The 20823-nt window shown below is 56.1% G+C and carries 23 protein-coding genes and 1 tRNA gene; 9 read left to right on the forward strand and 15 right to left on the reverse strand.

The window, feature by feature from the left end; all coding sequences use genetic code 11:
- Nucleotides 1-36 precede the first annotated feature (36 nt).
- Complete coding sequence (locus ACWFTY_RS12045) at nucleotides 37-1320, forward strand: TCR/Tet family MFS transporter (RefSeq protein ID WP_447524467.1); 1284 nt, start codon at nucleotides 37-39, stop codon at nucleotides 1318-1320.
- A gap of 38 nt (nucleotides 1321-1358) precedes the next feature.
- On the opposite strand, the gene ACWFTY_RS12050 is transcribed toward ACWFTY_RS12045, so the two are convergent.
- From ACWFTY_RS12050 to ACWFTY_RS12075, 6 genes are all read right to left on the reverse strand, one after another.
- On the reverse strand, nucleotides 1359-2477 hold the full coding sequence (locus tag ACWFTY_RS12050) for an MBL fold metallo-hydrolase (RefSeq protein WP_447524468.1): 1119 nt from the start codon (nucleotides 2475-2477) through the stop codon (nucleotides 1359-1361).
- A 180-nt stretch (nucleotides 2478-2657) separates the two neighbouring features.
- Complete coding sequence (locus ACWFTY_RS12055; RefSeq protein ID WP_447526888.1) at nucleotides 2658-3341, reverse strand: DUF1013 domain-containing protein; 684 nt, start codon at nucleotides 3339-3341, stop codon at nucleotides 2658-2660.
- 153 nt (nucleotides 3342-3494) lie between these two features.
- On the reverse strand, nucleotides 3495-4559 hold the full coding sequence (locus tag ACWFTY_RS12060) for a glycosyltransferase family 4 protein (RefSeq protein ID WP_447524469.1): 1065 nt from the start codon (nucleotides 4557-4559) through the stop codon (nucleotides 3495-3497).
- On the reverse strand, nucleotides 4556-5473 hold the full coding sequence (locus ACWFTY_RS12065; protein WP_447524470.1) for a UDP-2,3-diacylglucosamine diphosphatase: 918 nt from the start codon (nucleotides 5471-5473) through the stop codon (nucleotides 4556-4558). Before ACWFTY_RS12065 ends, ACWFTY_RS12060 begins: the two co-directional genes overlap by 4 nt.
- A gap of 94 nt (nucleotides 5474-5567) precedes the next feature.
- Nucleotides 5568-5987, reverse strand: coding sequence for an NUDIX hydrolase (locus ACWFTY_RS12070; protein WP_447524471.1), 420 nt, complete (start codon nucleotides 5985-5987; stop codon nucleotides 5568-5570).
- A 4-nt stretch (nucleotides 5988-5991) separates the two neighbouring features.
- Entirely contained in the window at nucleotides 5992-7002 is a 1011-nt protein-coding gene (locus ACWFTY_RS12075; RefSeq protein WP_447524472.1) for an NAD(P)H-quinone oxidoreductase, read from the reverse strand.
- A gap of 100 nt (nucleotides 7003-7102) precedes the next feature.
- On the opposite strand from ACWFTY_RS12075, the gene ACWFTY_RS12080 reads away from it, so the two are divergent.
- Together ACWFTY_RS12080 and clpA are read left to right on the forward strand one after the other, a co-directional pair.
- The gene (locus ACWFTY_RS12080; protein ID WP_447524473.1) at nucleotides 7103-7300 is read left to right on the forward strand and encodes a DUF1192 domain-containing protein; all 198 of its coding nucleotides are present in this window, start codon (nucleotides 7103-7105) and stop codon (nucleotides 7298-7300) included.
- Nucleotides 7301-7568: 268 nt separating this feature from the next.
- Nucleotides 7569-9887: an ATP-dependent Clp protease ATP-binding subunit ClpA gene (clpA, locus tag ACWFTY_RS12085; protein ID WP_447524474.1), complete on the forward strand. Its 2319-nt coding sequence runs from the start codon at nucleotides 7569-7571 to the stop codon at nucleotides 9885-9887.
- An 86-nt stretch (nucleotides 9888-9973) separates the two neighbouring features.
- Here the strand turns inward: clpA and ACWFTY_RS12090 are convergent, their stop codons facing one another.
- Entirely contained in the window at nucleotides 9974-12808 is a 2835-nt protein-coding gene (locus ACWFTY_RS12090; protein WP_447524475.1) for a DUF3857 domain-containing protein, read from the reverse strand.
- A 338-nt stretch (nucleotides 12809-13146) separates the two neighbouring features.
- A complete protein-coding gene (locus ACWFTY_RS12095) occupies nucleotides 13147-13365 on the reverse strand; it encodes an EthD domain-containing protein (protein ID WP_447524476.1) in 219 nt (72 codons plus the stop codon).
- A 271-nt stretch (nucleotides 13366-13636) separates the two neighbouring features.
- Here ACWFTY_RS12095 and ACWFTY_RS12100 point away from each other — a divergent pair, with 271 nt between their 5' ends.
- From ACWFTY_RS12100 to ACWFTY_RS12110, 3 genes are read left to right on the forward strand one after another with little or no spacing between them, the layout of a single operon-like run.
- Nucleotides 13637-14011: a VOC family protein gene (locus ACWFTY_RS12100; RefSeq protein WP_447524477.1), complete on the forward strand. Its 375-nt coding sequence runs from the start codon at nucleotides 13637-13639 to the stop codon at nucleotides 14009-14011.
- Complete coding sequence (locus ACWFTY_RS12105) at nucleotides 14011-14730, forward strand: helix-turn-helix transcriptional regulator (RefSeq protein WP_447524478.1); 720 nt, start codon at nucleotides 14011-14013, stop codon at nucleotides 14728-14730. Before ACWFTY_RS12100 ends, ACWFTY_RS12105 begins: the two co-directional genes overlap by 1 nt.
- Nucleotides 14726-15346: a glutathione S-transferase family protein gene (locus ACWFTY_RS12110; RefSeq protein WP_447526889.1), complete on the forward strand. Its 621-nt coding sequence runs from the start codon at nucleotides 14726-14728 to the stop codon at nucleotides 15344-15346. Before ACWFTY_RS12105 ends, ACWFTY_RS12110 begins: the two co-directional genes overlap by 5 nt.
- A 77-nt stretch (nucleotides 15347-15423) precedes the next feature.
- On the opposite strand, the gene ACWFTY_RS12115 is transcribed toward ACWFTY_RS12110, so the two are convergent.
- The 4 genes from ACWFTY_RS12115 to ACWFTY_RS12130 form a co-directional block, all read right to left on the reverse strand.
- Nucleotides 15424-16143 (reverse strand): hypothetical protein, encoded by a 720-nt coding sequence (locus ACWFTY_RS12115; protein ID WP_447524479.1) that lies wholly within the window; start codon nucleotides 16141-16143, stop codon nucleotides 15424-15426.
- 152 nt (nucleotides 16144-16295) lie between these two features.
- Nucleotides 16296-17030 (reverse strand): Bax inhibitor-1/YccA family protein, encoded by a 735-nt coding sequence (locus ACWFTY_RS12120; RefSeq protein ID WP_447524480.1) that lies wholly within the window; start codon nucleotides 17028-17030, stop codon nucleotides 16296-16298.
- Nucleotides 17031-17221: 191 nt separating this feature from the next.
- Nucleotides 17222-17686: a low molecular weight protein-tyrosine-phosphatase gene (locus ACWFTY_RS12125; RefSeq protein ID WP_447524481.1), complete on the reverse strand. Its 465-nt coding sequence runs from the start codon at nucleotides 17684-17686 to the stop codon at nucleotides 17222-17224.
- A 34-nt stretch (nucleotides 17687-17720) separates the two neighbouring features.
- Nucleotides 17721-18272: a superoxide dismutase family protein gene (locus ACWFTY_RS12130; RefSeq protein ID WP_447524482.1), complete on the reverse strand. Its 552-nt coding sequence runs from the start codon at nucleotides 18270-18272 to the stop codon at nucleotides 17721-17723.
- 118 nt (nucleotides 18273-18390) lie between these two features.
- On the opposite strand from ACWFTY_RS12130, the gene folK reads away from it, so the two are divergent.
- The gene (gene folK / locus ACWFTY_RS12135) at nucleotides 18391-18921 is read left to right on the forward strand and encodes a 2-amino-4-hydroxy-6-hydroxymethyldihydropteridine diphosphokinase (RefSeq protein WP_447524483.1); all 531 of its coding nucleotides are present in this window, start codon (nucleotides 18391-18393) and stop codon (nucleotides 18919-18921) included.
- 44 nt (nucleotides 18922-18965) lie between these two features.
- Nucleotides 18966-19041: transfer RNA gene (locus ACWFTY_RS12140), tRNA-Lys, on the forward strand.
- Between the two features lie 229 nt (nucleotides 19042-19270).
- Here the strand turns inward: ACWFTY_RS12140 and ACWFTY_RS12145 are convergent.
- From ACWFTY_RS12145 to ACWFTY_RS12155, 3 genes are all read right to left on the reverse strand, one after another.
- Entirely contained in the window at nucleotides 19271-19456 is a 186-nt protein-coding gene (locus ACWFTY_RS12145) for a hypothetical protein (protein WP_447524484.1), read from the reverse strand.
- A gap of 280 nt (nucleotides 19457-19736) precedes the next feature.
- Nucleotides 19737-19952 (reverse strand): GDCCVxC domain-containing (seleno)protein, encoded by a 216-nt coding sequence (locus ACWFTY_RS12150; protein WP_447524485.1) that lies wholly within the window; start codon nucleotides 19950-19952, stop codon nucleotides 19737-19739.
- The gene (locus ACWFTY_RS12155; RefSeq protein WP_447524486.1) at nucleotides 19952-20320 is read right to left on the reverse strand and encodes a hypothetical protein; all 369 of its coding nucleotides are present in this window, start codon (nucleotides 20318-20320) and stop codon (nucleotides 19952-19954) included. Before ACWFTY_RS12155 ends, ACWFTY_RS12150 begins: the two co-directional genes overlap by 1 nt.
- A gap of 57 nt (nucleotides 20321-20377) precedes the next feature.
- On the opposite strand from ACWFTY_RS12155, the gene ACWFTY_RS12160 reads away from it, so the two are divergent.
- Nucleotides 20378-20779, forward strand: coding sequence for a MerR family transcriptional regulator (locus ACWFTY_RS12160; protein ID WP_447524487.1), 402 nt, complete (start codon nucleotides 20378-20380; stop codon nucleotides 20777-20779).
- The last annotated feature ends 44 nt before the right edge of the window (nucleotides 20780-20823 follow it).

Raw genomic sequence — 20823 nt, forward strand, 5'->3', positions numbered from 1 at the left:
CCCTTTCCTTTTGCCGAGCGTGTAGGGCAAAGCTGCATGGACGATTCCCATCCCACCCCCGCAGCCAAATCATCGCTGGTCTTCGTTTTTCTCGTCGTGCTGATCGACATGCTCGGCTTTGGCATCATCATGCCGGTTCTGCCGAAGCTGATCACGAGCATCACCGGAGACACGCTTTCAGGAGCGGCGGTCTATGCCGGCTGGCTCGCTTTTGCCTATGCCGCGATGCAATTTGTCTTCGGCCCGATCATCGGTAATCTGTCTGATCGCTTTGGCCGGCGACCGGTGCTGCTCGGCGCGCTCGGCGGCTATGCCATCGCCTATATGCTGATGGGATTCTCCGCTTCGATATTATGGCTGTTTGCCGCGCGGATCATCGCCGGAGTCATGGGTGCCAGTTTCAGCACCGCTTATGCCTATATCGCCGATATTTCCCCTCCGGAAAAACGGGCACAGAATTTCGGCCTGATCGGCGCAGCCTTTGGGCTGGGGTTCATCATCGGTCCGGCTGTTGGCGGCATATTGGGCGAATATGGAACCCGCCTGCCCTTTTTTGCGGCGGCCGCGCTCGCTGCGCTCAATCTGGTCTTCGGCTTTTTCATGCTCAAGGAAAGCCATCCTCCGGAAAAACGGCGGCCGTTCGACATTGCCCGCGCCAATGCTGTTGTCGCGCTCAGGGGGCTGCACGGGCAGAACAAGATCGTATTCTGGTATGCCACCGCGCTGACGGTCTGGATGACCGCCCATGTCGTTTATCCGATCATCTTCGCCTTTTACGCGATGGAAGCCTTTGGCTGGAGCGAATGGACCGTGGGTATGGCGCTCGCCTGCGTCGGTCTCGGCGCCGCGATCGTGCAGGGTCTGTTGATCCGGGTGCTGATCCCGCGCATCGGCGAGCGTAATGCGGTGATCATCGCCGCACTGTCCATGGCGATCAGTTCGGTCTTCTATGTCGTCGCCGGCCCCGATCAGGGATGGCTGATCTTCCTGGCCATTCCGGTCGGCTCGCTTCAGGGATTATTCCAGCCCTCGATCAATGGCCTGATGAGCAACGCGGTGTCCGATGAAACGCAGGGCGAGCTGCAGGGCGCTGTGGCCAGCCTGCAAAGCATGGCCTCGGTCATCGGCCCGCCGCTATTCGCCGCCGTTTTCGCGGCTTTCACAGTGGCGGGGAGTATCTACTATTTGCCCGGCGCGCCGTTCGGGCTGGCGGGGTTTGTGTCACTGGTCGCTCTGGCGATATTCCTGCGCGGCTACGCCCTGCACTGCACCAGCGACGAGGTCGAACCGCCAGCGGATGCCAAGACGACCGCCCTTTGACCCGGAATAGCGCTTAGCAGATTTACCGATCGCGGAGATTATGCCGCGCTATACCAGGCGGTGCCGTCTTTCATTTCGAGACGGGCGCGGCCGGTATATTCCAGATGCCGGAGCGTCGCCATCGCCTCGCCGCTGGCCATGCCGATGACGTCCGGCGTGATCGGACGGCGGAACAGATAGGGGAAGCTGTCGACCACTCGCTTGGGGCTCTCGCGCAGGCCCTGTTCGAGATCATCGAGTGCTTCATTATGGCGCTCGGCCAGCGCATCGAGCCGCTGGTGCGCGCCGAGAAACGGACGGCCATGGGCTGGCAGGACGAGCAGGTCATTGTCCAGTTCGGCGCGGAAATGCGCGATGCTGGCCAGCCATTCGCCGAGCGGATCGCTGGTCGGTTCGCTGAGCATGGTCGAGATATTGGAGGTGATCCGCGGCAATATCTGGTCGCCGGAGATCATCACCTTGGCGCTGTCATCTATCAGGCAGGCATGTTCGGGCGTGTGACCGTTGCCGATCATCACCCGCCATTCATGGTCGCCGGTGCGTAGCCTTGTGCCCTCTTCCATCCGGATATGGCCGATCGGCAGATCGGAAACGGCGCGGGCGAAACGGCCCCAGCCCTTTTTGGCAAAATCGTCGATCAGATTCTGTTCCCAGCCACAGAATTGCCATTCGTCGAGCGCCTCCTGCGGCACGCCGTCGCGCTTGTCGGCGAGCAACATGCGGGTGAGCAGCCACTCGGTGCGGTTCATGTGCAGGGGCGCCTTGAACCGGTTGGCCAGCCATCCGGCGCAGCCGACATGGTCGGGATGATAATGGGTGACAATGATCTTGGTCGCGCTCTGCCCGTGCAGCGCGCCTTCGTCGAACAGATGCTTCCAGGCGTCGATCACCTGCGGCATAAACAGGCCGGTATCGGCTATCGCAAATCCCTCGCTGCCGTCTTCGTGCCGGTCCGCCAATATCCAGTTGTTGATATGGCCGAGCGGGCCGGGCACCGGCGTACGGGTCCAGCCGATGCCGGGCATCAGTTCAAAATATTCGCCAAATTTCGGTTCGTAATCGCCGAGCGGATAGGTCAGGCCGTCCGATTCAATCGGGTCGAACCCGTGATCGGCAAGCATGGCATCATAAGCGGGAGGTTTTCTGGGAGCATCCATGGATCGGTCATAGACCCATGGCAAGTAGATGCGCAAGGCAGTTTAACCGGATAGTTAAACCCGGTTTTTGATAGGGCTGGAGACACCAGGTCTCACTGCTTAAACGGAAAAAGCCAGCGCTCTCGCGCTGGCAATCACCATATTCCGCTAGATTGTCAGTTCAGACAAAAAGCCTGTCGCCTAGCGATCCTTGAAGAGCGTTTCTGCTGTATGCTCGACCGGTGCCGCTTCTTCGTCGCTTTCACCCGACAATGCCGCTTCTGCGTCGCGAACCGCTTGCGCGCGTTCTTCGTGCAGTTCGGCAATCAGCGCTTCCTTGTCGCCGCCGAGCTTGGTGTCATCCGCCATTTCCGGCTCGATACCGGCCTTTTTGGCGGCCTTGGCGACCACGGTATCAAGCTCGCGCTGCGAACAGAGGCCGAGGGTCACGGGATCTTTGGGTGCGATATTGGCGATATTCCAATGTTCGCGATCACGGATCGCACTGATCGTGGTCCGGGTGGTGCCGATCAGCTTGCCAACCTGCGCATCGGAAATCTCCGGGTGGTTGCGCAGCAGCCAGGCGATACCATCGGGCTTGTCCTGACGCTTGGAAACCGGCGTGTAGCGGGGTCCCTTGGTCCGGCGTATCTGGTCCGGTCCCTTTTGAATGACCATGCGGTAATTCGGGTCTTTTTCGGCTTTTTCGATTTCTTCATGGGTCAGCTCATGCGCCTGTACCGGATCGCGTCCGGTATATTTGGAGCTGGCGAGATCATCGGCCATCGCGTTGACTTCGAGAATATGGATGCCGCAAAATTCGGCAATCTGGTCAAAGCTGAGCGCCGTATTGTCCACCAGCCAGCTGGCGGTTGCGTGCTGCATGAGAGGGGTTGCTTGTTCGGCCATGATGGCATCCTTCTGATAACTGGCGTTTTTACGCCAGCGACGATATAAAAATAAAGGGCCGCCCCCTTGCGGAGACGGCCTGTTGGAAGCTTATGTAGGTTATCTGGAGAGAGTCGGCAAGATATTTGGCTAAACCCTCGCAAATATTGCCTTTGCGAGGATCCGCCGCGACATATGACAATCCACACGCCGGTCCTGTGAAACCAGACCGTTCAAAAACTGGCTGGCGCTCGCATCCCAGCTATATTGCTCGCCAAGGGCGATGCAATCGGCAAGGTCTAAAGTGAGCGCACGCTGTATCGCGACGTTCAGGTCATCGTCCATGGCACCGCTTTCCGCCGTCAAAATGTCGACCGGACCAGTCACCGGGAAGGCCGCTACCGGCGTGCCACAGGCAAGAGCCTCGATGATCACCAGGCCGAACGTATCGGTCTTGCTGGGAAAGACAAAGACATCCGCTCCGGCATAATAGCCGGCCAGTTCCTGCCCCGTTTTTCTGCCAGCGAAATGGACCTCTGGATGACGGGCTTTCAGACCCTCCAGCGCCGGTCCATCACCGACCACGACTTTCGAACCCGGCTGATCGCTGTCGAGAAAAGCCGCAATATTCTTCTCTATCGCCACCCTCCCGACATAGAGCTGGATCGGCCGGGCGAGATGTCCATATTCTGGTGGCGGCGGCGCATCGGCGCGAAAATTCTGCAAATCGACGCCGCGGCTCCAGTGATGGATATGGGACAGCCCTTCACTCTGTAGTTGGCTGCGGACACTCTCTGTCGAGACCATGATCGCTTCCGATCCCCGATGAAACCAGCGGATATAGGGCCAGAACAGGCGCGGCGGCAATTTCGTTCTCTTGGCGAGATATTCCGGGAACTGCGTGTGATAAGCTGTTGTAAACGGGTATCCTTTTCGGCGACACCAGCGGCGCGCCTGGATGCACAGCGGGCCTTCGGTCGCCAGATGTACCGCGTCCGCGCCAAAGGCGGCGATCCGCTTACCAATGGTCTCGGCCCGGGCGAACGCTAGGCGGATTTCCGGATAGCTCGGCGCCGGGATCGAACGATATTGGTCGGGCGAAATCACCATTATTTCATGGCCCCTTTCGCGCAGCAACCCGATCACCGTATCCAGGGTCCGTACCACGCCGTTGACTTGCGGATGCCAGGCATCCGTTACCAGTGCGACCTTCACGCCGCCTGGTCCATGCCGCCGCCGTCAACCGACGTCAGGCGGGCCGGCTGCTCCTCGCGCTCCTTGCGCGCCTTGATTTCGTCTGCCCAGTGCAAAATCTGCATATTGCCGTCGTCGCATTCGACCAGAGCGGTACAGCCCTCGACCCAGTCGCCGTCATTATAATATTCGATGCCCTTGATCACCCGATGTTCGGCGGTATGGATATGACCGCAGACCACGCCGTCGACGCCACGACTTTCCGCCGCCTTGGCCACGGTTTCCTCATAGCGGCCGATAAATTCGACCGCATTCTTGACCTTGTGCTTGGCCATTTTCGACAGCGACCAATAAGGCAGGTCCAGCCAGGTGCGAACCTTGTTGACCAGCCAGTTGACCCGCATCAATGTCACATAGGCCGCGTCGCCGATCACGGCGAGCCAGCGATGGGCGAGCATCACCGTGTCAAACTCATCACCGTGCAACACCAGCAAGCGGCGACCATCGGCGGTTTCGTGGATCGCCGACCGCCGGATCTCTACACCGCCAAAGCTCAAACCGGTGAACTGGCGGAACATTTCGTCATGATTGCCGGGAATATAGACGATGCGGGTCCCGCGCCGCGCCCGTTTCAATATCCGCCAGATGATATCATTATGACCGTCCGGCCAGAAAAACTTCTTCTTCAATCGCCAGCCGTCAATGATATCGCCGACCAGATAGAGCGTATCGCTGTCGACATGATCGAGAAAGTCGATCAGCAAGTCGGCGTTGCAGCCGCGCGTGCCGAGATGGATGTCCGAAATCCAGATCGTCCGATACCGGGTGCGGTCGCGCGCATGCACCCGCGGCTTGCGCTTGAGCCGCGCTTCATAGCGATCAACGTCGAGCAGCGGAATATCGGCTTTGGTGAAGGGGGGAAAATGCTTGGCCATAAAAACTCCCATGGAGACTATCCCATGGGCCCGGCCCTAGCAGCCGATTGTTACAGCAAAGTCCCGCTTTTATGAAGCTTTGGTGACGAGGTACCTAGCTTTTCAGGAACATCTCCACCTGCGTTTGCAGATGCGGAACGGCTTGATCGCTGGCGAGAAATTCGGTGACAGGCATGGTTGTCCAGCCCTGCCCCTCGTCACCGAATATTATATCCTTCAGTATTTCAGGTGACAGGCGGCAGACAAAGAACAGCGCCACATGACCGGACCCGCGCCAGTTCGGGTAGGATTGCACAGGTTCAAAACGATCAGTGGCGATGCTTATGCCGAATTCTTCAAATGTTTCACGGGCGACGCATTCCGCGCCGCTCTCGCCATTTTCGCGCCCGCCACCCGGTAAATCGAGCATATCGGGAAAGGGAATGTCCGGCTTGTTGTCGCGGCGATAGACCAGGATATGATCATCAATGAAGCAGGCTACTTTTGCTCCGTGAAAGTCTATTGCACCGCTCATGAAGCTATTCGACGATCAGCACGATCTTGCCGATATGATCGCCAGCTTCCATATGAGCATGTGCCTTGGCGGCATCGGCGAGCGGAAAGCTTTCGTCCATCACCGGCTTCAATTTGCCCGCTTCCACATCCGGCCAGACATAGCGATATATTTCATCTGCCATAAGCGCCTTGCGCTCTGCCGACTGTGGCCGCAGCGTCGAACCGGTGAGGGTCAGCCGTTTCATCATGACATGGGCCATGTTGATCGTCGCCTGCAGTCCGCCCTGCACCGCTATGGTCACATGACGGCCATCTTCCTTCATACATTGCAGATTGCGCGCGACATAGTCGCCGGCCACCATGTCGAGCACGATTTCGACACCTTTTCCGTCGGTGATCTTGTTGATCTCCTCGACAAAGTCCTGACTCTTGTAATTGATCGCATGATCGGCCCCGATCTGCTTGGCGGCAGTGCATTTCTGATCGCTGCCGCAGGTGACGATGACATTGAGGCCGAACAGCTTGCCGAGCATGATCGACATCGTGCCGATACCGCTGGTGCCGCCATGGACCAGCACCGTTTCGTCTTCGCGGGCAAAACCGCGGTTGAACAAATTGCCCCAAACCGTGAATAATGTCTCGGGTAGCGCAGCCGCTTCGACCATGGTGAGGCTTTCCGGCACTTCCAGACATTGTCCGACCGGCGCGACACAATATTCGGCATAGCCGCCGCCATTGGTCAGCGCACAAATCCTGCGGCCGATCCATTCCATCCCGACGTCCTCGCCCAGTCCCACGACAGTGCCCGAGACTTCCAGACCCGGCAGCGGCGAGGCCCCCGGCGGAACAGGATAGAAACCCATGCGCTGGATGACATCCGGCCGGTTGACCCCGGCAGCCGCCACCCGGATCAGCACTTCACCGTGCGCCGGTTGCGGAACCTCCACCGTTACCGATTTCAAGACTTCCGGTCCGCCAGGTTCGCTAATCGCGATAGCGGTCATTTCTTTTTGCAGCAGTTCAGATACAGGCATTGATTGTCCCCCGGGAAATTTGCGACCCCCCTTGTTTGCCGCCCTTATTGACAGCAAAGCGCGAGCGGTCAACATTAGGCTGCAGGAGGTATGTCGATTCATGGATGATGATGATAATTTGCCGCGCAACGCCAATGATCCCGTGACCTTGATGGTCAAACAGGATCTCGACCCGTTGTCGGTGGACGAACTGGAAAAACGGATTTCCCTGTTGAAATCGGAAATAAGCCGCTGCGAAGCCAAGAAAAACTTCGCTGTGTCTCATCGGGCCAGCGCAGATAATCTGTTCAAAAAGTGATAAAGGCTGGCTTTCGTTAAAGCATTTGTTAACCTTGTTTAATAATAGTCGGGTTCAGACGTTCCAATTTGGACCGTATAGGAGAAGAGAGACGAGAAACTGGCAGCCTTGGCCGGATGTTTGCAGATCAGAAGCGCGGCGCCCTTGACGTTTAAGGCGCGGGTCACGATCTAGAGGGCAAGCAATTGGTTAAAGCCCGAAACCGGATGGACAGCATCCGTTTCGGCAAGCGGGGCGTTAAAACCGTCCCAAATTTGGAGTAAAGTATATGCCATCATTCGCGGAATCGCTCGAAAAAACCCTGCATCAGGCGCTGAAAAATGCTGCTGACCGCAACCATGAATATGCGACGTTGGAGCATCTTCTTCTCGCATTGGTCGACGATGGCGACGCGTCTCAAGTGATGAACGCCTGCGGTGTCGATCTGGGTGAACTGGAAGACGCCGTCATTCTCTATCTCGACAGCGAACTGGATTCGCTGAAGGTCGAGAAGACCATCGATCCCTCCCCCACGTCCGGATTCCAGCGCGTGGTCCAGCGCGCGATCCTGCATGTCCAGTCTTCCGGCAAGGATGAAGTCACCGGCGCCAACGTACTGGTCGCGCTGTTTTCCGAGCGGGAAAGCTATGCCGTCTATTTCCTGCAACAGCAGGACATGAGCCGTCTCGATGCCGTAAGCTTTATCAGCCACGGTGTCGGCAAAGGCGGCCAGACACCAGAGCCGGCCGAATTGTCCGGCATGGACGGTGAAGAGGGCAAGGCAGAGAAGAACAAGAAAGAAACGGCGCTCGACCAGTTTACCGTCAACCTGAACCTGAAAGCTGCGGATGGCCGGATCGATCCGTTGATCGGACGGCAGGCGGAAGTTGACCGGACAGTCCAGATATTGTGCCGGCGTTCCAAGAATAACCCGCTTTATGTCGGTGAGCCCGGCGTTGGTAAAACCGCGATTGCCGAAGGTCTGGCGTTAAGGATCGTACAAGGCAATGTACCGGAAGTGTTGCTTCCGGCGGTCATCTACTCGCTCGACATGGGCTCGCTGCTCGCCGGGACCCGCTATCGCGGTGATTTCGAAGAGCGGCTGAAGCAGGTTGTTTCCGAGCTGGAAAAAATGCCGGACGCGATCCTGTTCATCGATGAAATCCACACCGTTATCGGTGCCGGCGCTACCAGCGGCGGCGCGATGGATGCGTCGAACCTGCTGAAGCCGGCGCTTTCCGGCGGTGTCATTCGCTGCATCGGATCAACCACTTACAAGGAATTCCGCAACCATTTCGAGAAGGACCGCGCGTTGCTGCGGCGCTTCCAGAAAATCGACATCAACGAGCCATCGGTCGAGGATACGATCAAGATCCTTGCCGGCTTGCGCGGGGCTTTCGAAGACCATCACAAGGTCCGCTATTCGCCCGATGCTCTGAAATCGGCGGTGGAATTGTCCACCCGTTATATCAACGACCGCAAACTGCCGGACAAGGCGATCGACGTGATCGACGAAGTCGGTGCGATGCAGATGCTGTTGCCGCCTTCGCGCCGCAAGAAGATGATCACGACCAAGGATATCGAAGCCGTGATCGCGACAATGGCGCGGATCCCGCCCAAATCCGTATCCAAGGACGACAAGAAAACGCTCGAGAATCTGGAGAAAGATCTCAAGCGCGTGGTCTTTGGCCAGGACGAGGCGATCAAGAAACTGTCCAGCGCGATCAAATTGTCCCGTGCGGGGCTGCGCGAACCGGAAAAGCCAATCGGCAATTATCTGTTCAGCGGCCCGACCGGCGTCGGCAAGACCGAAGTCGCCAAGCAACTGGCATCAATCATGGGCATTCCGCTCAAGCGCTTCGACATGTCCGAATATATGGAACGCCACAGCGTTTCCCGCCTGATTGGCGCGCCTCCGGGCTATGTCGGCTATGATCAGGGCGGTCTGCTGACCGATGCCATCGACCAGAATCCGCATTGCGTGTTGCTGCTCGACGAAATCGAGAAGGCCCATCCCGACCTGTTCAACATTTTGTTGCAGGTGATGGACAACGGCAAGTTGACCGATCATCACGGCAAGACGGTCGATTTCCGGAATGTTGTGCTGATCATGACGACCAATGCCGGTGCGTCCGACATGGCGAGAGAAGGCATCGGCTTTGGCAATATGTCCAAGGAAGATGCGGGCGAAGAGGCGGTGAAGAAAATGTTCACCCCGGAATTCCGCAACCGTCTGGATGCGATCGTTCCCTTTGCCTATCTGCCGACCGAAGTGGTGGCACGTGTGGTCGAGAAATTCATTCTCGAGCTCGAACTGCAACTGGCCGACCAGAATGTCCATATCACGCTCGACGAAGATGCGCAGGCATGGCTCACCGAGCGCGGCTATGACAAGCTATACGGTGCCCGTCCGATGGGGCGCCTGATCCAGGAAAAGATCAAGCAGCCGCTCGCCGAGGAACTGTTGTTCGGCAAGCTCAAGAACGGCGGCGAGGTCAAGGTCCACCTTAAGGACAATGCCCTGACCTTCGAAGTTACGGCTGCCGCGCCCAAGGCGAAGAAAAAGAAAGCCCCGACCAAGAAAAAGGCCGACAGCGAGACGAAGTAGTTCGCTTCGGAAACGGGTCGCAAAGCCTTCATACAGAAAAAACGGCGTGGCTGATCCCACGCCGTTTTTTTATGTTCTGGCGCAGATCATTGGACGAAGGCCGGGTCATCCGAGAAATGGCCCCAATACCAGCCTGCATATTTATAGCGGAATTGCGCCGTCTTTGCGTCATCATCGGCGGCAGCGATCTGCCCCAGTTTGCGATGCGCGCGTGCCCTGAGATGATAGACATAGCCCTGACGATCACTGACCTTGATCGATTTGCCAAGATCATCAATCGCCAGTTGATATTCACCGCGTTGATAATAGACCAAGGCGCGGATGAAATGATAATAAGCGCTGCGTTTGGCCAATTCGATCATATTGGTGCAATCTGCCAGCGCCAGATCAAGTTCCGTTTTTTCCATTGCCCGCAACAGGCACCGGTCCGAGAGATAGCTTGCGTTGTCGGGTTCCTCCTCGACCAGATCGTTTATGATTTGCAGGGCCTGGTCAAATTTCCCTTCGGCCTGCAAAATCTCGATATGGATGGAATCGACGCTGGTCTCGGTCAGGCCCGCGTTTTTCGCCCGCTCCAGCACCGCATGCGCGTGTGCATATTCGCCCAGTCGCACATGCAGTCTGATCAGTTCGAGCAAGGCGTCAAAATAGGCCGGCTTGATCTCGATCGCTTGCGAATAAGCGGCGATGGCAGCTGCCGGATCCGAGCCGAGTTGCAGATCGCCCAGCCACTTGTAATTTTCCGCATCGGAATTGATCGCCAGGGCGCTCTGCACATCGGCGATCGCATTTTCATATTCACCCAGAGTCTGGTAGAAATAGGCCCGATTGACGAAGGCGGAATCATCGTCATCGCTAGCATTTGCAACATGTCTGTCGAATGCCTCGCGATGGCCAGCCGCCTGAGCCGACAGCTTGAAATTTTCCACTTCCCGCCATGGCAATACCCTGTCTTCCGGCAAGATGATTTTTACATTCTCCCTGTTGAGACGCGAGAGCTTTCGCCGTTCGGTTTCAAATTCCTCGGCCGGCAATTCCCACCGGCCCGTGTAATATTCTTCCTTTGAAACAATCTGGTTGCCGTTTTTAAGGGCAGTGCGGCTGAACTGGAATCCGCCGATTTCCGAGCTGTCTTCCGGCAGACCATCGAGGGACGCTTCCGAATATCTTTCGGGCAAATTATAGTTGGCCTGATATCTGAAATATCTCGGATAGCTCAGATTGACCGGCAATCCCCGCAATTCCTCGTCATCACGGGTTTTCTCAACTTTGAAATTGTCGGACACACTCCACAATTCGTGCCGGTGTTTGTCGGTCTTGATATCCCAATCGAGATAGGCAAGCCCCTTGGCTGTCAAATATCCGGTTTCCTGATCCTCATCGAAGGAGAAGGTCGTTTCATAGACCAGCCCGTCCAGCACATATTGAAGAGCGGCTTCCTCGCGCAACTCCTTGACCTTTTCTTCCGAGAATTGCGCGATGGCATCTTTCAGTTCGGTCGCATCACTGTCGCGAAGCGTCGCCCGAAGTTCAAAAGCAGCAGGCAGCTCCGTTCCAGCCGTCACATCATAGGTGACCGTGACCGCCTGATAGGGCCGGCCAGGACGACGAATGGGAATTTCTTCCAGTTCGGCGCCATTCTTCACACTCGGCAAGCCATAGCGATGGGTCGGAGAATTGATCATATCGTCCATGCGCGTGCCACTTCCCGTGCCATCGAGCCAATAGACCGTACCGTCGATCTCTGCCTTCACAATGATATGATTGAACGCCTGAAAAGAGGGCAATCGCTCCAAAACGATATCGCGCTGGCTGGTGTGGACCAGCATCGGCACGGCCTTGATATCCAGACGCCGCAAGATCGCCAGCAACAGATAGGTCTTCGCCTTGCAGTCGCCATAGCGCAGCTTCCAGGTTTCCTCCGGTTTTTGGGGGCTGTAGTCGCCAAATCCCATGCCGTTGTAGAGATAGCGGATCTTGTCCTGGACGAGGCGCAGTGCAAGCGCCGCCCTTTCCCTCTTGTCGCGGGTCTGGCCAGCAATCGCCTGAATTTCCTGCTCTAGAGAGCCGCCCTTGATGATACCGTCGTTGCTTGGATATAGAGCCGCGTTTACGCGCGACACGTCATTCCACGACGCAAAGCTGGCCACTTCAAAGAGATTTCTATCCTTGAAGCGCATCGGGGCATTATCCGGGATTGCGACATCCGGTTCTTTTGCGCGATAATTGATTTCCAGATTCGTCCAGCCGTTCTCGCTGGTTTTCACTGGTGCAATTTCTGCCTTGGAACCGCGCCATTTGACATCCATCTTGTCCGGCCAGCGGATCCGCTGACGGATAAAATCGACTTTGACATCTTCCGACGCAAAGCCGCCAGCAGCCTGCACGCGTCCGGCAAGCGCTTCATTGGCGGTCGTAACGGTGAAGCTCATCCGCACGATATCACCCAGTTGCAGGTCCTCGATTTGCGAGATAGCGGTCAGCATGCCGTTGATCTGCTGCCGCTCCAGGTTTTTCTCGCGCCGGATGACATCGAACATATTCTCGACTTTTGTCAGATCGATGACTTCGGCACCCCGGACAATCTCGTAGCGATGGACAATCAAATCGCCCTGATCCGGATGCCAGGCCGGGCTGAACAGCGACAACATGTCCGACATCGTCTTCGTCGAATCAATGCGCACGGCCACATCATGATAAGAGGAGACTTTGCCGTGTTCCAGTTGCCGTTGGATATCCAGAATCACCAATATGGCTTCGCTCTCCGGATTTTCGCGCAGAACCTGATCAAGGTCCGCAGACTCCACCCATGTTCCGGGTTGCTCGAACTGCAGATCGGCAGACGCTTTGGCGGATGTTCCCGATATCAAGTAAACAACGCAGATAAGCGCCAAATAGAAATGCTTCATTAGCTTTGCCATGCCCCCAAATTTTTCTCACCTTATTAGGATGATTAGTAAAAACAAGAATTTGTTGGCAGGACGAAGCCCTCCTCCATCTATATCCTCGCAACCCCGATTTGAAACATTCAGCCATGACTGTTTCGATACTGTAATATTTGACGCGAGCGAGGCGACCTGACCCAGACCTCGTCATGCGCATTTTGTGCTAAACCAATTCAAACCCAACGAACCTAGCTGCTGCTATCCATCCGCAGGGACCGGGTGGCATCGCTGATCAGGAAATTGGCTTCGTCTGCGCGGATTTCGTCAAGCACGGCTGGATCGGAGGTTTTTGCCAGAAACGCGTCATAATCGGCCTAGGCGGCGAAATGGATTTCGGTGATCACATCAAAACCGGGATCGGCTTGCTCGGCATCGATGCGACTTTCTGACCGGTCCAGATAATGGCGCTGATAATGCGCAAACATCGGGAGCAAGCGCTTGATCAGCGGCACATGATATGTCTCGTAATATCTCCGGAATTCCTCGGCGGACACTTCCGGCTTTTTGGAAATCAGAAAGAAATGCTTGATCATCAATGCCCTCCCGTTTGGCGCGGCAGTCCGGGATGCGTCTACTCAAACCGAACAAGCGAGACAAGCAGACGGAAGACGCCGCTATGGCATATTTGGCCGAGATAACGGGGAATCCGGACAAAGGAGATTCGTGCATGGATCCGGAGAAAAATCCCATGTCGTTCGACGGCGAGCGGATGATATCTGTAAATATTGAATCACTCCTGACAGGATGCTGTCAGTAGGGCTATGATATCGGGTACTTGTTCAACCAAAGAGAAGGAGCAAGCAAATGACCGAGATGACCCGTGATCGACTGGTTTGGGTGGAGATCCCAGCAACCGACCTGAACCGTGCGAAGAAATTTTACGAAGCTGTCCTAGAGACCAGCCTCGTCGAAAATGATGAAGGCCCGCAGACGATGCAGATGATCCCCAGCATCAATGGCGCGATGTGCGGCCATCTCTATGAAGGCAAGCCTGCGACAGCGGGAGACGGTGTCACTGCGCATCTTTCTACCCCCGGAGAATTGACCGACGCTATGGACCGGGTCAAGGCCAGCGGCGGCGAAGTGGTATCGGAGGTCATTTCGATTCCGTCGGGCGCCTTCTTCTACGCGAAGGATACGGAGGGCAACAGCCTCGGTATCTTCAAGTATAGCAACTGATGCGCAGAGCCGACCGCCTGTTCCAGATTGTCCAATATCTGCGCGGTGGTCGGCTCGTGACCGCTGCCAATCTGGCCGATCGCCTCGAGGTCTCCGAACGCACAATCTATCGTGATATCGCCGACCTCCAATCCACTGGTGTCCCTATCGAGGGGGAAGCCGGCATTGGCTATATCATGCGCAGCGGCTTCGACTTGCCGCCATTGATGTTTACCCGCGACGAGATCGTTGCCCTGGTCACCGGCGCACGAATGGTCAGGGCCTGGGGTGGCACGGCGATGATTGCCGCAGCGGAAGAGGCGCTGGTCAAAATCGAGGCGGTGTTGCCGGAAGCCGAGCGCAGCCGCGTCGGCGACACGAAAATATTTTCACCGCGCACCGGACTGGCGGGACAATCGGGAGAGCTGATCGACCGCTGCGAACATGCTATCGATGCCCGGGAAATTGTAACTCTGGATTATAGCGACGAAGATGGTTCGCCGACCCGGCGGAACGTCCAGCCGCTTGGCCTGTGGTTCTGGGGCAAGGTCTGGACATTGGTGGGGTGGTGCGAATTGCGAGATGACTTCCGGGCATTCCGGCTCGATCGCATTTCCGGATTCACACCGACCGGAGCAAACTACAAAGCGGACCCGAAAAGATCGCTGGAAGAATTCTCTCGCCAGCAGCGGGAAAAATACAGAGCCCATATAGAAAATTCCGAACAAGAAGGAGATTGAAATGACCCTGAAATTTTACACCAACCCGATGTCGCGCGGCCAGATTGCGCGCTGGGCGCTACACGAAGCGGGTGCGGACTATGAGCAGATACTGCTCGAATATGGCACGTCGATGAAGGCCGAGGACTATCTGAAGATCAACCCGATGGGCAAGGTGCCGGCGATTGATCATGACGGCAGGATCGTGACCGAAGGCGCAGCTATCTGCGCTTATCTGGCCGAAGCGTTCCCCGATGCCGGTCTCGCACCGACGGCAGCGGAACGGGCCGATCATTACCGGTGGCTATTCTTCGCGGCGGGGCCGATCGAAGCGGCGATCACCAACAAGACACTCGGTTTCGAGGTCGCGCAAGATAAAGAGATGACGGCTGGCTATGGCAATTATGACCGGGTGGTCGATGTCCTCGATAGCAAGCTTCAGGCGGACGATTACGTCTGCGGTTCGCGCTTTACCATGGCCGATGTCTATTTCGGCGCGCAGGTCATATGGGGCACGCAATTCGGCACCCTGCCCAAGCGGGACAGCTTTGTCGCTTACGCCAAGCGGCTGACCGAACGGGACGCCCATAAAGCGGCAAAGGCCATCGATGAATCGCTGATCGCCGAAAACGGCTGATCGCGCCCTGCCCAAGACAAAGAAAAGGCCAGAGGGAGCGTCCCGTCTGGCCTTTTCTATAACCACTTAAAGGCCATTCATTCGCCGGGAGCGGGCTGCTCGTAATCGAGAACGGGCTGTTCAACGGCCGGCTGTTCAGCGACAGCTTCCGGCTGCCCATATTGAACCTGCCAAGCCTGAAGATCGCGTTCATATTCCTCATAGGCGAGATAGAAATCGGTGAACGGCTTTTCCAGTTCCGGCAAGGCCTGTTCCGCAAACAGGTTGAGATCGGCGGATTTGGTCACGATAGCACGCTGGCTGATCTGCACGGCCTGATCACAAAAGGGCCGGCGCAGCGGCGAGAAGGACCAGTAATTATAGAGCTGGGTCTGGTGACGGTCATGCTCGGTCTTGTAACCGCTGCCGGTGTCCCGCTGGAATTTCCTGATAATCGCGTTGTTGGCATTGCGCAGCGAAGCGCTGTTATTCTTGATGAACGCATTATAATCGTCAACCAGGCGCTCGTAGAGCGGCCCGGTGCAGCTGAGCGCGGCAACATTCAGTGCAGCCCGGACATGCCATAGGGTCTCGAGCGGTCCGAGATCACGATTGATTGTCTCGCGCAGTCCGTCGGTTCGAAGCGAGGGTACGATCGACAGGTTACTCGCGCCAAATGGCGGTGTCGGCGCGCGCGGCGTATATTGTGGTTGCACAACCGGAGCTGGCGGCGGCGGAGGCGGCGGCGTTTGACAGGCGGCAAGCAGAGCCAATCCGCCGGCTACCAATATAAGACGCATATCCTTCAAACGCGGCATTGTGATATTCTCCCAAAACAACAGCCGTTTCCTTATGATTCACGCTTATAAATGTCCAGCATTTGCGCTCAAATCTCGACGAAGTGGCAAAAGAAAAAGCCCGACAGTTTCCTGCCGGGCTTTTCCGATAATCTCTAGTGAGCCAAATCGGCCTATTCGCGCCCACCCATGAAGTAGAGCAGGAACTGGAACATGTTGATAAAGTCCAGATAGAGGCTGAGTGCGCTCAGGACCACGGTCTTGCCGACCATGTCGGTTCCCGCCACATAAGCATACATGCTCTTGATCCGCTGCGTGTCGTAGGCGGTAAGGCCCGCGAAAATCAGAACACCGATCGCACTGATCACGAGTTGCATCATCGTCGACTGCAGGAAAATGTTGATCACCATCGCGACCAGAATACCGACCACGCCCATGATCAGGAAGCTGCCCCAGCCGGAAAGATCTTTCTTGGTCGTATAACCATAAAGGCTCAGGCCCAAAAAGGCGGCTGCCGTGGCAAAGAAGGTCTGCGCGATCGATGCGCCCGTATAGACCAGGAATATGGTCGACATGGACATGCCCATCAGAGCGGCAAAGCCCCAGAACATCGCCTGTAGCGTGAATGTGGAGAATTTATTCTGCCCGAAGCTCATCGCGAATACGATCGCGAGCGGAGACAACATGATCACCCATTTCAGCGGCCCGCCGCCGAACATGATGTCCTGCGCGAGACCGGAGCTGGCGAACAGCATCGCGACGATGCCGGTAAGCAATACGCCGCTGGCCATGTAATTATAGACTTTGAGCATGTAAGTGCGCAGGCCCGCGTCGAACGCGACCTCGGTCTGCGGAGCGGTGCCCACAGGGGCCTGCCCGAAGGTTGTTCTTGGATCTTGCCAAGCCATAATTGCATACTCCTCAAATTGGCGAGCCGAAAAACAGGCTCTATAGGTTACAATATCGGGTAATAGCGCATTTTTTTCAAGGGAAACCGCCTTGGCTTGGCAAAATAATCCCGTCAGATTCGATAGATAGCTTCTATCGGGCCAGCCGATTATCGAAAAAATTTTCCAGAAGCAGTGGCCGCCGGGACTCTCTAGCCCGCGGCAAGCCATTGCCTGATATTCCGGGCCGCTTCAGTCACTTCCGCCCAGGTCTGGTCAAAATCACTGTCGCCGCCATAATAGGGATCGGCGACATCCTCGCCCGCCCTGCCCGCGACATGATCGAAGAGTAGCGACAGTTGCGAAACCGCTTTCGCCGGACGCAATGCGTTCAGATCGCGCAAATTCTGGTTGTCCAGCGCGATGATATGATCAAAATCGCGAAAATCCGCTGCCTTCACCTGACGCGCCCGAAAATGCCCGATTTCCATGCCATTCCGCGCCGCAACGGCCTGCGCGCGTTCGTCTGGCGGCTGCCCGACATGCCAGTCGCCGGTGCCGGCAGAATCGACAATGATATTCAACTCGGAACGCAGGCATTCCTGCCGCAAGGCCGCTTCGGCCAGCGGCGAACGGCAAATATTGCCAAGACAGACAAACAACACGGACTGGCTCATCAAACTACTCTACATTTACCAACAAAGGACTGGATCAGCGGCCGCCGACAAACACGCCGCAAGCCAGCCGGCCGCCGCTTTCACCGGAGGGATCGGTCTTCAGATCATCCGGACCTTCATGCACCACGAAAGCCGCGCCATCGGCATCGAGCAGGGCATAGTCGCCATCGCTGAGCGTTGCGCCGGCTATGGTCGCTTCCAGCGCGCCGGTTCCGTCTGCGCCAATGTCCAGATTGAAGAAATCGCCCGCATGCGCTCCTTGCGGATTGTCAAAGCCATGCTGTTTCACGCCCGGATTCCAGTGGCCGCCAGCGGATTTGAAATCGGGACCTTCGCATTTGCCGGTCTCGTGAATATGCACGCCATGCGGACCAGGCGACATGCCCTGGGCCTTGATGTTGATGATCAGACCATTGTCGCCCTGCGCCGCAATCACTTCGCCATATTCAGTCTGGTCCGCGCCGACCAGCGCCGCCCGCGCGACATTGCCGCTGACTTCGCCCGGGGATATGCCTTCCTGGCTGCATCCGGCGGCCACGAGTGACAACAGGACCACGCCCGACAAAGTGATATAATGCTGACTCACGAAGCTTCTCCTTGATTTCCTTGCTATTGATCTCATGATAGCAGCCGATCCGCCCGCTTGGAACCATTTGTTCCCGTTCCCTTAATCTCTACGTCGCACAGGAGCCAGATTGCCGCATATGCTCTACCTGATCGCCCTGGGTTCGAACCAGCGCCACCAGCAATTTGGCGCGCCGCGCGCCATAATTGCCGCGGCTGGACAGCGGCTGGCCGGACAAGGCCTGACCATGGTCGAAACCTCCGGCACCGTCGCCTCGCGCCCGGTCGGACCGTCCCAGCGCAGCTATGCCAATGGAGTCGCGATCGTCGAAACGACATTGCCGCCGCCTGCCCTGCTGGCCCTGCTCAAGCGTATCGAATCAGAATTTGGCCGTCGCCGCGGTCAGGCTTGGTCGCGGCGGGTGCTCGACCTCGACATCATTTTGTGGAGCGGCGGCACCTTTGCCAGCGATCAACCGGCCCTCACCATCCCCCATCCGCTGATGCGCGAACGCAGCTTTGTCCTGCGCCCTGCGGCGGAGATTGCGGGCGATTGGCGCGATCCCCTGACCGGCAGGACGATCGCCCAGCTGGACGCCCGCAACCGGCGACCCAGAAAACAAGGGAAAAAAGCGCCAAAGCCGCTTGACCATGAAACAAAGCGCCCCTAGGGAAGCGCTTCCCAAGGGCTGGCGCACTGCACCAGCCTGTTGAGGGGCCCTTAGCTCAGTCGGTAGAGCAACTGACTTTTAATCAGTAGGTCGCTGGTTCGAACCCAGCAGGGCTCACCATAATACGTTGATAATAAAGATTTTTCTAAAAATCCGAAATTCAGAGTTGCAATATTTGCAACCTGGGTAGCGTTTTGGGTAGCAAATGAGAAAACTTCAATTTTGCCAAACTGATGGATGAGAGATTCTTTAACGCTTGGAGGACAAAAATATCACAGGCAGACGTTGACGAACCTTCTCGCTCAAATATCGATCAATGATAAATGCTATAGATTGAGATGCTATCCGATTACGATTTCTCGTCGCGAGAAAATTCATCGACAGTTGCATCGAGGTCTTTTACAAGTTGATTAAGCTCACGATAAGCGCCCAGGCGCTCAAGCCCGTCAAGACGTTTATTGCGGGAGAGAAGGTCCATACGGCTTCGAATTGGTGTCGCCACAGTTTTCAATGTCGTTGGATCTGGATCGCTCATTCATGGATTGTATCACAATTCAAATCCGCATGCGGACAGGAGGATTATTCCTCAGTAAAGGACCACTTGAAATCTAAAGAATAGGATGGATTCGCGTAGTGGTTTTCTAAAGCAAAGAACGTACTCTGATGGAAAAACCTTGGATAAAGATGATCGGATCAATTCGAGCAGGCCTTACTGGGGGTGTGGGGTAGGAGGTTCGAATTCTCTCGTCCCGACCAATTTTCCGCCATTTCTCAAAATGCTGGATTCTTATATCACTGCTGTAAGTGCAATCCGTCTAGCAGCAAGCCGAACCGCCATTGGCTCGGGCTTCCTGAATGGGAGGACAAGAAATGGTTCCGAACGAACAGAAAACGCAGCAATCTCCTTTGTTCGGACGCAAAACAACAGCGCATCCCTTGCAGTCATAAAAAAACTGGCAAGCATCGGTTGGCATAGTTTCGGTTTCGGCATGGCCACATTTTGGGCATGTTATCATTGAACGCAATTCCATCAGCGAATTCCCAACAGGCGCAAAATGTCACCCTCAAAGCTCGGTAAAATATAGGCAAGAAGGACGATAAAAGCGGAAAGGCCAAACATGAGGATCGCTCGTTTTCCGGGTCTTCTTCCACCCCAGAACGATGCGATGACTCCCGGCGTGATGAACAACAGCGCTCCAATCAGGAAATATTCCGTTTTGTCAGCAAAAAATATCAGATTGCCAATCACTGCAGAGCCGACGCCTATTTTGAACAATATGATTGGCAACACACAGCAGGATGCACCAATCAGACCAGCTATTGCACTGGCCAGTCCGCCGCCGGCAGCCAGTTTCTCTCCCGTCCCCGGCTGTACCTGTTGCTCTGTTATCTCGCTCATGAACCGGTTATACGCCCTGTAGTAACTACAGGATCAAGAGGTTTTATCATGCAGTCTATGAAGCGCGGAAAATTGGCCCAATCAACCGGATGCAATTTGGAGACCATACGCTATTACGAGAAGATCGCTCTGATGCACGAACCTGATCGAACCGAAAGCGGCCATCGCGTACATTCCTTGGACGATCAAAGACGGTTGAAGTTCATATTGCGCAGCCGGGAACTGGGTTTTTCAATCGAGCAATTGCGCGGACTGCTTAACCTTGTGGACTCTGATGACTATACTTGCGGCGAAGTATTGGATGTAACAACGCAGCGTATTGCGGACATCAAGAGTAAAATATCAGACCTCAAGAAACTTGAACGAACCTTATCGGACATGTCCTCGCGATGCGCAGGAGGAGAGGTTCCTGATTGCCCCGTCATCAATTCGCTGTTTGATGAGCAATCGCTGAAGTGAGTGGAAACTAATTTAGGGGAGCAAAAAAGAACCGATTCAACTAC

The sequence above is a fragment of the Parasphingorhabdus sp. NYA22 genome, from assembly GCF_976973735.1.